This window comes from Sunxiuqinia elliptica, assembly GCF_900113005.1.
GTDB lineage: Bacteria > Bacteroidota > Bacteroidia > Bacteroidales > Prolixibacteraceae > Sunxiuqinia > Sunxiuqinia elliptica.
On the sequence record NZ_FONW01000003.1, the window covers coordinates 86221 to 101366 of the forward strand.

The following is a 15146-nucleotide window of genomic DNA, read 5'->3' on the forward strand; positions in this document are numbered from 1 at the left end:
TTGTAAAAATATATCTTTGCGGTTTTGCAAAACTAGTAACCACATATAAATCTAAAATTTTGACTATGACTAACAAATCAGGCAATGATGGGAAAAATTATCTAATCCCTATCATTATTATTGGAGTGATGTTCTTTGCCATCGGATTTGCTTTAGGAATCAATAGTTACCTGATTCCATTGTTGAATTCTTCTTTAGGCATTTCTTCTACTGAATCTTACCTTGTATTAGCTGCAACTTTCTCTGCATTTTTACTATTTGGATATCCAGCTTCATTGGTAATTGGGAAAATTGGCTATAAAAAAACCATGGCGCTTTCGTTTTTGATGTTTGCTCTAGGTTTTTATTTGTTTATTCCATCGGCTAAAAATGAAAGTCTTGTTCTGTTTTTAATTGCTTCTTTCATTAGCGGTATGGGAAATACTTTCCTTCAAGCATCTGTTAACCCATATATCACGATTTTGGGACCGATTGAAAGTGCGGCTAAACGGATGAGTATTATGGGAATTGCCAATAAATTGGCGTGGCCTATTGCTCCTCTGTTCTTGGCTTTAGTTATTGGTAAAAACGTCGAAGATGTGCAGTTAGTTGATATCAACCTGCCATTTATGATTATTATTGGTGTGTTCTTATTGCTGGGAGTTATTGCGCTTTTAGCTCCTCTTCCTGAAGTTAAGGCAGCCGGTGAAGATGAAGATAGTGTCGATGATTGTCCTTATGCTGCAAACAAAACATCAATCTGGCAATTTCCTCACTTGCTACTAGGCGTGTTGGCTTTGTTCTTATACGTCGGTGTCGAAACAATTTCGTTGGGAACTTTGGTTGATTATGCAACCAGCTTAGGTTTGGCAAATGCGGAGTACTATGCTTGGATTGCTCCAATTGGAATGGTTATCGGTTACATCTGTGGAGTTCTGTTTATTCCCAAATTTATTACGCAAGATCAAGCCCTGCGTATCTGTGCTTACCTGGCTTTATTTGGCTCGGTAATGACGGTAGCGGTTCCTGAGCAATATTCAATTTACTTTATTGCCTTTATGGCTTTGGGATGTTCTTTGATGTGGCCAGCATTGTGGCCGCTTGCAATGACTGACTTGGGTAAGTTTACCAAAGCAGGTTCATCCTTAATGGTAATTGCAATTGTTGGTGGTGCTATAATTCCAACTGCTTTTGCATTGTTGAAAGACTCTTTTGGAGCACAAAACGCTTATATGATTTGTATTCCTTGTTTCGTGTACATCCTTTACTATGGAGTTTCAGGACACAAAATCAGAAGTTAATTGATTACAAAAAATACTGAGAGAAGGTCGCTAACTAGCGGCCTTTTTTGTTTGGTAATTTTTTATAACGTTGAAGAAGATTCGGACAAGTCGAGCGCTATGCGCTTTCCTTTTTGTTCCTAATAAAAGATAGAAAATGGTCCCGCTGCCTGATCCCTTTGCTAAATCACTTTTTATCTTGAATTAACCTACGATTTGAACTACGCTTTTTGCGAAAATTATGTGTTCGAACACATGAGTTTTAATATATTTGTCGTTGTATGATCCTGGGGACAGCTTAGCCAATAATAACCCCTGAAATAGCATAATGGAAAAGTCTCAAGTAGCAGAGGCCTTTTTTGAATAGTATGATTAGATACACACTTAATAAATTAAATCAGTTTCGAAATGAAAAAATTAAAAATCAACTTTTTTATACTGGTGTCTGCGATGGTCTTGGCGGCTTGTAGCACAGGAAAAAAGGAAGTTCCGCAAGTAGCTGTTGTTCCTCAGCCAAATAAGCTAGTTAAGGCAGAGGGGACATTCACAGTTAATGCTAAAACGACTTTTGTAATTCCTGAAAACAAGGCGTTAAATTCGACTGCCGGCCTGGTAAACATGCGCTTTAAGCAGGCTGCTGGTTTTGAATTGACAGTGGCTCAGCAAAAGCCTGCTAAAAACTTCATCGCAGTTGAGTTGGCTAAAGGAAGCATGGGCGATGAGGCTTATGAGCTTGAAGTTGCGAAAGAAGGGGTGACCATTAAAGCAGCAACTGAACGTGGGGCTTTTTATGGATTGATCACCATGTTACAATTGTTACCTGCTGAAATTGAAAGGACCACTCAGGTGAGTGATGTTGACTGGACAATGGCTTGTGTTACAATAAAAGATGCTCCTCGTTTTGTGTGGCGCGGAATGCACTTAGATGTTTGTCGTCATTTTGTTCCTGTTGATTTTATTAAAAAACAACTGGATGTGATGGCCATGTTTAAAATGAACACTTTCCACTGGCACTTAACTGAAGACCAAGGATGGCGCATCGAAATCAAAAAGTATCCAAAACTAACCGAACTTGGTGGTGTTCGCACCGAAGGTGATGGTTCAGAGTACGGTGGTTACTACACGCAGGAAGAAATCAAAGAAGTTGTGGCATACGCTTCTGAGCGTTTCATCAATGTTGTTCCTGAAATTGAATTGCCAGGACATGCTTTGGCTGCATTAGTTGGCTACCCAGAGCTTTCTTGTACTGGAGGCCCATTCAAAGTACGCAATGTTTGGGGTGTTGAGCCTGATGTATATTGTGCCGGAAAAGAAGAAACATTCCACTTCCTGGAAGATGTGATTGATGAAGTTGTGCCTCTTTTCCCATACGAGTATTTCCACATCGGTGGTGACGAGTGCCCAAAAACACGTTGGGAAGAATGCCCCGATTGTCAGCGTAGAATGCGCAAAGAAGGTTTAAAAGATGAGCACGAACTACAAAGCTATTTTGTACAACGTATCGAAAAAGTATTGTTGGCTCATGGCAGAAAAATGATTGGTTGGGATGAAATCCTGGAAGGTGGATTGGCTCCTTCGGCAACCGTTATGTCATGGCGTGGAGAAGCAGGTGGAATTGAAGCCGCCAAACAGGGACACGATGTAGTGATGACTCCAGGAAACTGGGTTTACCTTGACCACTATCAAGGCGACAGCCGCTTTGAACCGGTTGCTATTGGTGGCTACACTACTTTAGAAGAGTCATATGGTTACAATCCGGTTCCTGCGGACCTAAAAGGAGACATGGCTAAGCATGTTTTGGGAACCCAAGGAAACGTTTGGTCTGAGTATATGTACACTCCTGAGTTATTCGAGTACCGTATTTATCCACGGATTATCGCTTTAGCAGAAGTGGGCTGGACAGAGACAGCAAATAAAAACTACGAAGACTTTTTGACTCGTATGAACCCTCAGTTTGAGCGTTTAGACTACCACAACATCAACTATCATATTCCACTTCCTGAAGGTCCTGTAAATGTTGTTGCCTTTACAGATCAGGCTACTTTAGATTTTTCAACGACTCGTCCAGTGAAAATGGTTTATACAACTGATGGAACTGAGCCGAATGCAAATTCAACTGTTTATGAGGCTCCTCTGACTTTTACAGAGAATACAACTGTAAAAATTCGCACCGTATTGAACCACGGCAAGATGAGTAAGGTGAGAACAATTCAGGTTGAAAAACAAACTCTAAAGCCGGCAGTTGACGCAAAGATTACTGGTACAGGCTTAAAAGGTAAATATGCAGAAGGAACCTTTATCGCTGTAGCTGATTTGGATAATGTAAAAAGCTGGAAAGAGATTGTTGTTACTAGCAAGAGCCTTCCAACGATTAACAAAGAAGCTAATCCTACAGGAGCAATTTTGGAAGGTTACATTACCATTCCAGAAGATGGAATTTATGAGATGCAAACCAACTTTGATCAATTCTTTATTGGTGATGAGCTATTGATTAACAACGATAAAGAAGTGAAGCGTTTCTCAAGAAATAATAAGACGATTGCGTTGGCAAAAGGCACTCACCCGGTAAAAATTGTTTACCTGAATAACAATATTGGTGGTTATCCTCAATCTTGGAACCATTTTAGGATAAACTACCGTAAAGTAGGCGACGAGAAATTCACAGATATCAAAATTGATAATTACAGCTATTAATTTTCTGGTAGCCGAATAATCGGATACCAAATTTTACTTATTACCTTGGGCACTGTTTTTTGAAAATAGTGTCCAAGGTTTTTAGCATCGAACAATAAATATCATATTTGCAAATAATGTATCAATGGTTTTATCCTTAAAGCAAATAGAACTTTGCTTTATATTTTAATTATTTAACACATGAAATACTTACTACTACTGATTACTCTGGTTGGACTAAGCTCAACCGGTTTCTCGCAAGAGAAACATCCTGTAAAAAACGTGTGGGGGTACGTTGAAAACATCAATGTTATTAGTGAAAACAAAGAACGAGCCCATGCCTCCTTTGTTTCATTCCCCAGTAAACAAGAAGCCTTAACACAAAAGGCAACAGATGCCAGTACTCGGCATTATCTCGATGGAGTTTGGAAATTCAACTGGGTACGATCTCCTAAAGATCGTCCTTTAACCTTTATGGATCCTTCCCAAAATGTTGACAGCTGGGATAACATCAAAGTGCCTTCAAACTGGGAAGTTGAAGGATACGGTGTGCCAATCTATGTCAACCACCAATACGAATTTTCGGATTACAAAGCTCCTGTTTCAGCTGAAATGGAGTTTGTTGATGATATATATCCCAAGTATCCGGGAAAGGTGCCTCATGACTACAACCCTGTAGGCTCATACCGTCGCAACTTTACTGTCGCAAAAGATTGGAATGGAAAGGAAGTTTTCCTGCACATTGGAGCAATGAAGTCCGGAGGTTTTGTGTGGATAAACGGAGAGTATGTGGGCTATTCGCAGGGAAGTAAGTTACCTGCTGAGTTCAATGTAACTCCTTACTTAAAAAAAGGTGAAAACACCATCGCATTGCAGATTTTCCGCTGGACAGATGGTTCGTACCTGGAATGCCAGGACTTTTGGCGTATTAGCGGAATCGAACGCAGCGTTTACTTATACGCCCAGCCAACAGTACGCGTGCGCGATTTTGAAACAAATGCCGTGTTGGATGGCAGCTATGAAAATGGAATTTTAGACCTGAATATAGACCTGCAGAACCACGGAAAGAAAGCAACGGCAGTTCGTGTAAACTATGAGTTGCAAGATGCGAATGGCTCGTCAATTCTGGAAGGAAGTCAAGAAATTGAAGTTGCCGGAAATGGTGAGCAATCCATTTCAATGGGCGAGAAAGAGATTGAACAGGTAGAAAAGTGGAGTAACGAACACCCTAATCTTTATACCTTATTGATCTCTCTTCAAGATAAAAAAGGAAATACCCAGGAAGCAATCGCTTCAAAAATTGGTTTCCGCAAAGTTGAGATCAAAAATGGCTTGCTGTTGGTTAACGGGCAACGCGTAACTTTAAAAGGAGTAAATACGCAAGAGACCAATCCGGAAACCGGCCATGTTGTAAGCGAAGAACTAATTATGAAAGACATTCGCTTGTGGAAAGAAAACAACATTAATGCGGCACGCTTAAGCCACTATCCTCACAGCGAGCGCTTTTACGAATTGTGCGATGAGCATGGTATTTATGTGGTTGACGAAGGTAATATTGAATCACACGGAATGTACTATGGAAAACACTCGTTAGCTAAAAAGCCAGAGTGGGAAAATCCTCATGTTGATCGTTTGGTACGTTTGGTAGAGCGTGATAAAAACCATCCTTCGGTTATTATCTGGAGTATGGGAAATGAAGCCGGAAATGGTGTTAACTTCTACGCCGGATACGAAGCAATGAAAGCGGCTGATACACAAAAACGTCCGGTTCAGTATGAGCGTCCTTACAAAGACTACGATGGTAGCATTCTAGATATGGATTGGAATACCGATATTATCGTTCCTCAATATCCTTCTCCTTCATTCTTTGAATACATTGGAAAGCACAAAACAGATCGTCCTTACATTCCAAGTGAGTATGCTCACGCGATGGGAAACAGTACGGGGAACTTCCAGGACTACTGGGATGTTATTGAATTGTACGATAATCTGCAAGGTGGCTTTATTTGGGACTGGGTGGATCAATCTATCTGGAAGACCAATGAAAAAGGAGAGCGCTTTTATGCTTATGGAGGCGATTATGGCGAAAATATGCCAACCGATAATTCTTTCTTGAATAACGGGATTGTCTTCCCGGATCGTTCACCGCAACCTGGGCTTTACGAAGTGAAAAAAGCACACGAGTTTATCAATTTCAAATTTGAAGGTATTAACCGTCATCAGGAAGCTCGCGTTTATCTTGAAAACTTGTACGACTTTACCAATCTGAATAAGTTCGTAATTAAAGCCGAGATTAAAGCTGACGGGCAAGTGTTAAAAACGGTTGATTTTGATGACGTGGACGTTGAACCTCATGTCGGTAAAATGATCCGTGTCTCGTTTGCTGATATAAATATTAAGCCAAATACACGCTATTTTGTGCATGTGTCAGCTCAGCTAAAAGAAGCTTGGGGCTTATTGCCAGCAGGTTTTGAAGTGGCACATGAGCAAATTGAGTTGGCAAAATTGTATAAAGCAGAGCCTGTTGCCAGAGAGTATGGTCCTGCAGTTACTGCTAAGAGCGAAAGAGGACAGGTTGTTGTTTCAAACGATAGTTTTAATTTGGTTTTTAGCCGCAAGGAAGGCCGTCTAATTTCTTACAAAGTGGATGGCAACGAGCTGTTGTTGGACGGTAAAGGACCTAAGCCAAACTTCTGGCGTGCTCCAACTGACAATGACTTTGGAAACCGGATGCAATTCAAAAACCAGGAATGGAAAAAGGCATCGCTATTCTCGACTGTTAAAGAGCTGAAGCTTGATCAGCTAGCTGACAACCAAGTTAAAATGACTGTTGTTTATGAGCTTCCTGGAGTGAATACTACCTTTGAAAGTGTTTATGAAATTGCCGGAACAGGAGTCGTGAAAATTTCAAACACGCTAAATACAACCGATTATAAAGCTGATATTCCTCGTGTAGGAATGCGCATGCAACTACCAGCTGACTACAATCAGTTGACTTATTTTGGTCGTGGACCTTGGGAAAACTATGTTGACCGGAAAGCTTCTACTTTCATTGATTTGTACCAATCAACGGTTCGCGAGCAGTACGTACCTTACGTGCGTCCTCAGGAGAATGGCTACCGTACTGATGTTGCTTGGTGGGCACTTAGCAACGATCAGGGACGTGGCTTGTTGGTTGTTGCCGATGGACCTAAAAGTGGATTGGGTATGAGCGCGCTACATATGCTTAACGAAGATTTCGATACAACTGCAGGGATCGATTATGAAGGAAACAGCGAAGTAGAGCCTGAGTTCCGGATTGACGGAATTCCGGAAGTAAACGGAAGTAAGCACATCAATGATATTAAAGAGCGCGACTTGGTTCAGTTGAATATTGATCTAGGACAACGTGGCCTTGGAGGTGATAACAGCTGGGGAGCTCGTCCACAAAAAGAGTATACTATAAGTGGGCAGAAGACTAATCACTATAGTTTCTTCCTGGTACCATTTAAAAATGGAACGGCTAAAAGCTTCGATGCTGAAAGCAAAAAGTTGTAAGCGAATAAAATAACCTCATGATAGGAAGCTGGTCATACGAAAGGTATGATCAGCTTTTTTTTGTCAATTGTAGTTAGTCGAATGCTAATTTCAGAATATATTTATATTTGTCTACAGCAAAAAGGGAGCAGATGGGGCATTCAGATTCAGATTATTTGGGAGACATTTTCGAAAAGCAATTCCGTGATTTATATTTCTACGGAATGAAACTTGTGCCAATTTCTGAATTGGTAAAGGATACAATTCAAGACTTGTTTACCGAACTTTGTGATCAGAAGCAGAGGCCTAGAGAAATTCAGAATATTGAAGCTTACCTATTTGTTTCATTACGTCGAGAGCTTCTTCGGCGAGTAGAAAAACTCCGTAAAAACAATTCAATTGAAGAAACGCCAATTGAAAGTTTTGTCTTTTCAGAAGAAGACTTTCTTGTTGATAAGGAGAGTGGGGCTGCTGTTAGCCAGCAGCTGATTAAGTGTCTCGATGAATTAACCGATCGCCAACGAGAAGTAATTCTGTTACGCTTTAAACATGAAATGGAATTCTCAGAAATTGGCAAGGTTTTAGAAATGAATGTTCAATCTGTCCGGAATCTACTGTTTCGAGCTCTCGAAAAAATTCGAAAAAAAATAACACTTTTTAGAGATGGTGAAGTGCATGATTTAGAGGTGTTTCTATTCGCTATTTTTAGAAAACGTTAATTTTCCTTGAAAAAATTGAGTATAAAAACACGATTTCTACTCTTTATAACCAAAGAGTGAGAAAATGAGCAAATTTGATGAGCAGATAGTTGAAGCGTTGATTTCGGATACCAGCTTTATTCGCTGGGCAAAAGGAAAGCAACCAGAGGACGAGGGAAAGTGGATGAGATGGAAAGCAGGTCATCTCAAAAATGAGGGTGAATTTAATGAGGCTGTCAAATTAGTTAAAACCTTATCTTTTAATTCATCGGCTATTTCTGACCTGGAAATAAGCTACCTCCGACAAAAAACATTTAATCAAACGAGCAAGGCTCAAAGTCAAAGAAAGGGCAGAAGTCTTTCTATTTTAATTCGGGCTGCAGCGGTCCTTTTTATTCCTTTGCTGTTAGCTGCCGGTTGGCTTTTTCTAAATCAAGAGCATTGGAAATCAGCTTATACCACATTGGCGTCCAACCAATCGGGACAGGATGTTACCGTGTATTCGCCAAAGGGAACCAGAACAGTCGTCCAATTGCCAGATGGTTCAAAAGCGTGGTTAAATGCCGATAGCTATTTAACGTACTCTCCGGTTTTTAATTCGAATTCAAGAACGGTACAATTAGAAGGCGAAGCCTTTTTTGAAGTGCAAAAAAGAAAACAACCTTTCATTGTTGAGAATTTTGGCCCTTCAGTAAAAGTTTATGGAACCCGTTTTAATGTGAACTCATATCGCGAAGAGCCCACTGTTACTGTTGCTTTAGAGACTGGAAGTGTGGCTCTGCAGGTGAATAACACCGAACAATATTTAACGCCAGGAGAAGTCTCCTCATTCAGCAGGGAACAGAAATCAATTCGGATTGAGAAAAAAGATTTAGCACCCTATCTGGCTTGGCGCGATGGTCAGTTTGTATTTCGAGCGAGTTCCTTGCAAGCAATTTTTAATGTGTTCGAGCGACAGTACAACGTGGAATTCCAGCTGGAGGATCAGTATTTAGGTCAAGCTAAGTACGATGCCACCTTCACCAATGAGAACTTTGAAAAAATACTTCATTTATTGGAATTAACAGCTCCCATACAAATGGAATATACAGAAGGGTATTTCAATAAAGAGGGAGATTATATAAAAGGAATTGTAAAAGTAAATGCAATTAAGTAATTATAAAAAAGAGCCTATGTAAAAAAAGAAATGCAGATAATGCCCTAACATTATCCGCATCCCATCATTTGATTTTTAATTAATTGTAAGAATTAATCACGACTAAATTATGAAAAAAAACGAATTGAATGGTTTGTCCTTAAGGAAAAACCTCAGAAAAGCCTTACGCATTATGAAACTGACTACAGTATTATTGCTGGTTTTCGTATTTCAAACATTTGCCGTTGTGGGATATGCCCAACGAACGCAACTTACTTTAAATATGAAAAATACATCCGTTGAAGACGCTCTTTATGAAATTGAGCAGCAGAGTGATTATGTTTTTTTATACAATAGAGATTTGATTGACGTTAGTCGCAAATCAAATCTAAAAGTAAAAAATGCCAAAATAGAAACCGTGTTAACGCAACTTTTTGAAGACACTAATGTTGGCTATCAAATTATTGATCGTCAGGTAGTATTGTCTGTTAAAAGTGTTCTACAGCAAAATAGAACGGTTACAGGGAAGGTGACTGACTCATCCGGGCAGTCGCTTCCTGGAGTAACAGTTGTTGTAAAAGGAACTACACGGGGCACAATTTCAGATTTTGAAGGTAATTATGCCATTGATAATGTCCCTGCTGATGGAGTTTTGGTGTTTTCTTTTGTAGGAATGCGAACCCAGGAAATTGTAATCGGGAATCAAATGAGGTTTAATGTTACAATGGCAGAAGATGCTATTGGCATTGAAGAGGTTGTTGCTGTAGGTTATGGTACTCAGAAAAAGATAAACTTAACCGGGGCGGTTGCTCATATTTCTTCCGAAGATATTGAGAATAAACCGGTAACCAGTGTTGGTGAGGCCTTACAAGGAGTAATCCCAAATCTAAACGTTTCAGTTTCAGACGGAAGCCCGGGAACAACGCCTAAATTTAATATCAGGGGAGGTACTTCATTTGGAAAGAAACCAAATTCCAATGATTTGGAATTTAAATTGGGAGAACCTCTGGTATTGGTTGACGGGGTTGAAATGGATCTTAATCAGTTAAATCCGGAAGATATAGAAAGCGTATCGGTACTCAAAGATGCAGCTTCAGCAGCTATTTATGGTGCGCGTGCGGCTTATGGCGTTATGCTGGTTACCACTAAAAAAGGTGGTGACGGGGGTAAAACACGGTTTAATTATTCCAACTCTTTTCAATGGAAATCACCTACAGCAGTTCCCGATTTGCTGGATGCCTATACTATTGAATATGCAAGAATTAAAGCAGTTGAGTTGGAGAATAAAACACCAAGTTCAGATGCTTTGCTTAAACGCGATAAGGTTAGGGCCTACATGGATAATCCCGGTACCGAGCCAATCTATTATATGAATTCAGGAGGTCATATCGTTTGGGTAGGGAATACGGATGTTTACGGAGAAGCACTGCAGGATTTCTCTCCAACCCAGCAGCACAACCTTAGTGTTTCTGGAGGAACTGCAAAAACCGGATATTACGGTTCAATAGGGTATCAGCAACAAGATGGAATTTATAGAATAAATACCGATAAAAGTAAACGTTACAATGTGATGTTAAACCTGAATTCGGAAGTGAATTCATGGCTAAGTATGGATCTGAAAACCTCGTATAGTAACTGGAGTTACCAGGAGCCTGTAAAACCAGCCGGAAAAGGAGGATGGTGGATTGCCATGTCGCAGAACCCGGAAAGGAATATTAACATGCCAATTAAAACTCCCGAGGATTCGCCCGTAGGAGAGATGTATACAGATAACATACTTTCGTTTATGGATTACGGCTCAAGTAACCAGACAAAAAAAGAAACGACAGTATTATCGTCATCTGTTACTATTAACCCGCTGAAAAACTGGAATATAAAAGGAGAAGCTTCCTATAAGTCGTATAATTATAACCGGAAACAAGCTATCCCGTTATTAACCCGAATTGAATTCAAATGGGATGCCCCTACCACTGTACATACCGATCCTAGCTCGATTACCAGGTATTACACGCACACCAATCAGTATACTTTAAATGCGTTTACCGACTACAGTTTTACAGTAGATAAGCACAATGCCTATATGTTGGTTGGTTTTAACCAGGAGTGGTATGAATACGACTACCTGATGGGTAAAGGGGAGGACATTCTTACGCCAAATATTCCTTTCATCAGCCAAACACTTGGGAATGAATATGCCTCTGATGCAGCATCGGAGTGGGCACTGAGAGGCGGATTTTATCGTATTAAATACGATTATGAAGGGAAATATTTGTTGGAATCAAACGGCCGTTATGACGGGACTTCCCGTTTCCCAAAGGACAGCCGATTTAAATTCTTTGCTTCTTTTTCCGGGGCGTGGAGAGTTTCGAGTGAACCATTTGCAGAATTTATGAAGCCAGTTGTTAATGACTTAAAACTAAGAGCTTCCTACGGCAGTCTGGGGAATCAAAATGTGTCGAATTACCTTTATATCCCTTCTTATGGTTCTATAGCAGAGGTGAAACATATGTTTGGAGGAATGAGACCAATGGGGGTCACTCCTCCCGGATTGGTTGACCCGGATCTGACATGGGAAACAGCCACTACTGTCGACTTTGGAGCCGATATAACTGTATTTGATAAACTAGCTGTCAATTTCGACTGGTATCAACGAAAAACGAGAGATATCCTTGTTGCCGGCGATAAATTCCCTGCAGTAGTGGGCACAGGAGCTCCTACGAAAAACTCGGGAGAGCTTACCACAAAAGGTTGGGATATGACCATACAGTGGAACGATAAACTTAGTAATGGTTTAAGGTATAATGTTTCACTGGTTTTGTCTGATTATCAAACTGAAATAACAAAGTTTGGAGGAAACCCCAACAAACTGCTAAGTGGCCTTTACGAAGGACAAATGATGGGGGAGATATGGGGATTTGAAACGGAAGGAATTTTCCAGTCGCAGGAAGAGATTGATGTCGCACCAGACCAAAGTGATATCAGTTCTGGAATTTGGTATCCGGGTGATGTTCGTTATAAAAACCTGGATGAAGATGATACTAAAATTGGTTACGGATCAAGCACGGTTGATGATCCGGGTGATAGGAAAATTATCGGAAACAGTACACCACGGTACCGCTTTGGTATAAATTCAAACTTAGCTTTTAAGAATTTCGATTTGAATATTTTCCTACAAGGGGTTGCAAAGCGCGATTATTGGATTAGCAACAAACTATTCTGGGGACAGATCGCATCCGGTACCGGTACCTGGGAAGTTTATAACAATTCATGGACTCCCGATAGAAGAGATGCCTTATATCCGGCCTATAAAGCGAAAGGTGCCAATATACAACCACAAACAAGATTTTTGCAAAATGCAGCGTATATGCGAATTAAAAATGTAACTATTGGTTATACATTGCCGGTATCGGTATTGCAAAAGCTGGAAATCAGTAAACTCAGAGTTTATGCTTCAGGAAATAATCTATTTAGTTTTTCAAAACTTCCTGATGTATATGATCCCGAGCTATTATCGGCTGACTATCCTATATTAAGGACTTATGCCATTGGATTCCAACTAACCTTTTAATTAAAACATGATCATGAAGAACTATAGAATAAAAATAATTGCAATAAGTATTCTTGCGCTATTAATCTACAGCTGCAATGATGATTTCATGGAACGATATCCGCTTGATGATATTAATGATGAAAACTTCTGGGAAACCGAGACAGATCTGGAGCTCTACTGTAACAATCTTTATGCTACTTATATCAGGGGGTTTAGTTATGATTGGGCTTACCGATCCATGTCGCCCTGGGGGTATAATGAGGCCACTATTCCGTACGGCGATGCCATAACTGATAATGCGGCTCCACAAAATTATAAGAAAGTGGCCGCCAACGAGTATATCGGTTATATTACCGGCGCAAGTGGCAGCGGTGGTTGGAATTTTTCAGATATAAGAAGACTGAATTATTTTCTCGATAATTACAACAGAGGAGATATTGAGTTTGATAAGATTAAAGCATATCTCGGCGAAGTGTACTATTTTAAGGCTTATGACTATTTCGAGAAAGTAAAACTTTTTGGAGATGTGCCATGGCTGAGCCACGTGGTAGAAGTAAATTCAAGTGAAGTAATGGCAGCTCGAACTCCAAGAGCAGAGGTTATGGATTCTGTACTTCATTTAATGAACATGGCAATTGAATACCTGCCGGTAAAAGGCGATGAAAAACCGGGGCGTATTAATAGAGATGTAGCTTTACATTTGAAAACTCGAATTGGCTTATATGAAGGAACTTACAGGAAATATCATTCTGACTTGGGATTAGATGGAATCAGGTTCTTGAATGAGGCAGCATCAGCATGCGAAGCATTAATGACAGGAGAGTACAACCTGTACGAGTCTGCTAGTGTTGATGACGATTACAATAGCCTTTTTGCCCAATATTCTTATAGTGGCAATTCTGAGATTATTTTATGGAAGGACTATAGTGCTGATGATAATTTAGGAGCTGCATTTAGTAGGTATTACACGCAAAACCTTCGTGAAAAATGGGGAGCTACCCGTTCTTTAATTGACGAATATTTATGTGCCGATGGCAAACCTATTTCTGTAAGTCCATTGTTCCAAGGGAAAGATTCGATTCAGGCTGAAATGTTGAACAGAGATCCACGTTTAACACAAACTATCTGTCGTTTCGGAGAATATGCACTTGCTTCAGGTGTAATGGGGGCTAATAATACCCCCTTACCAAATTTGCCAGGACTCTCTGGAAATAAATGTCCTACGGGATACCGTATTGCAAAATGGTGGCTTAACGATCCTGCCGATTGGGATAGAGTTACAAGGGGCGAACAGGCATGTCCTATATTTCGTTACGCTGAGGTATTGCTAAACTATGCTGAAGCTAAATATGAATTAGGCGAGTGTTCTCAGAATGTTATTGATAACACCGTAAATGTTATCAGACAACGGGTGAATATGCCTGCATTATCGATCGATAATATTCCGGCCGATCCTGTAATGGATAGTAACTACAGCAGATATTGTGACTATGTACCATCTCCCTTGTTACGAGAAATACGTAGGGAGCGAAGGATTGAACTTGCTTTTGAAAACTTTAGATGGGATGATTTAATGCGATGGAAAGCAGGAAAATTTCTGGAAATTCCTGTTGAAGGAATGAAATTTGTTCAAAATCAATTTCCAACGGTTGTAGTGGATAAAGATATTTATTTAAGCAGCGAAGGTTACATTATGCCTTATGCACAAACTTTACCAAACGGTCGTGCATTTGACGAAAGCAAACAATATCTATTTCCCATTCCTATGGAAGATTTGGTATTAAATCCAAATTTGGTGCAAAATCCAGGATGGAACTCTGTTACTCAGTAGCTTGTACGAATAGTTGCTAGGATGTTATCATCGTATAAGGCTATCCAAATATGTCTTTTGTGATCAAATTGGGATCAGTTTTTCGAATATTGATTTTGGTAAAAGCATAATTTGACTATTGGATAGCCTTTATTTAATAAAGGATTATGTTGTATGAAGAATGAGTCAAATGTCTTTTTTTAAAAAAACAAGCTAGAAGTTAATGCTAATCAAATACGGTGTTGATGCCAATATTTATTATCAATCAGAATCTATTAGAGGTTCAATAAAATGGTAGAGCGAATTTATCTCAGAGACTAACCAACCCAAAATGCACGAAATTCTGTAGGTTGTTATCGAAAATCATTCGAATATAAGTGCTGTCAGGGGATACTTCAATGTAGGGCAACTGTTATTTTTGAAAGCGGGGCAATTTGTTGATTTTGGTAAAATGCGAAGTAGGCATGTGCTGTGTTTTTAAGAACGTTGAGTTTAAACTGGACGA

At 39.8% G+C, this 15146-nt stretch carries 7 protein-coding genes; all 7 read left to right on the top strand.

What is annotated here, in order from left to right; all coding sequences use genetic code 11:
* Positions 1–65: 65 nt before the first annotated feature.
* The 7 genes from gluP to BM156_RS08875 all read left to right on the top strand — a co-directional run bounded on the left by gluP (position 66) and on the right by BM156_RS08875 (position 14662).
* Complete coding sequence (gluP, locus tag BM156_RS08845) at positions 66–1280, top strand: glucose/galactose MFS transporter (protein ID WP_212733467.1); 1215 nt, start codon at positions 66–68, stop codon at positions 1278–1280.
* Between the two features lie 387 nt (positions 1281–1667).
* On the top strand, positions 1668–3953 hold the full coding sequence (locus BM156_RS08850) for a family 20 glycosylhydrolase (protein ID WP_093919498.1): 2286 nt from the start codon (positions 1668–1670) through the stop codon (positions 3951–3953).
* 180 nt (positions 3954–4133) lie between these two features.
* Positions 4134–7469, top strand: coding sequence for a glycoside hydrolase family 2 TIM barrel-domain containing protein (locus BM156_RS08855; RefSeq protein WP_093919499.1), 3336 nt, complete (start codon positions 4134–4136; stop codon positions 7467–7469).
* A 107-nt stretch (positions 7470–7576) separates the two neighbouring features.
* Entirely contained in the window at positions 7577–8167 is a 591-nt protein-coding gene (locus BM156_RS08860) for an RNA polymerase sigma factor (protein WP_139218244.1), read from the top strand.
* A 64-nt stretch (positions 8168–8231) separates the two neighbouring features.
* Positions 8232–9302, top strand: a complete 1071-nt coding sequence (locus BM156_RS08865; protein WP_093919501.1) for a FecR family protein — start codon at positions 8232–8234, stop codon at positions 9300–9302.
* A gap of 109 nt (positions 9303–9411) precedes the next feature.
* Positions 9412–12849: a TonB-dependent receptor gene (locus tag BM156_RS08870; protein WP_093919502.1), complete on the top strand. Its 3438-nt coding sequence runs from the start codon at positions 9412–9414 to the stop codon at positions 12847–12849.
* Between the two features lie 13 nt (positions 12850–12862).
* On the top strand, positions 12863–14662 hold the full coding sequence (locus BM156_RS08875) for a RagB/SusD family nutrient uptake outer membrane protein (protein WP_093919686.1): 1800 nt from the start codon (positions 12863–12865) through the stop codon (positions 14660–14662).
* Positions 14663–15146: the final 484 nt, after the last annotated feature.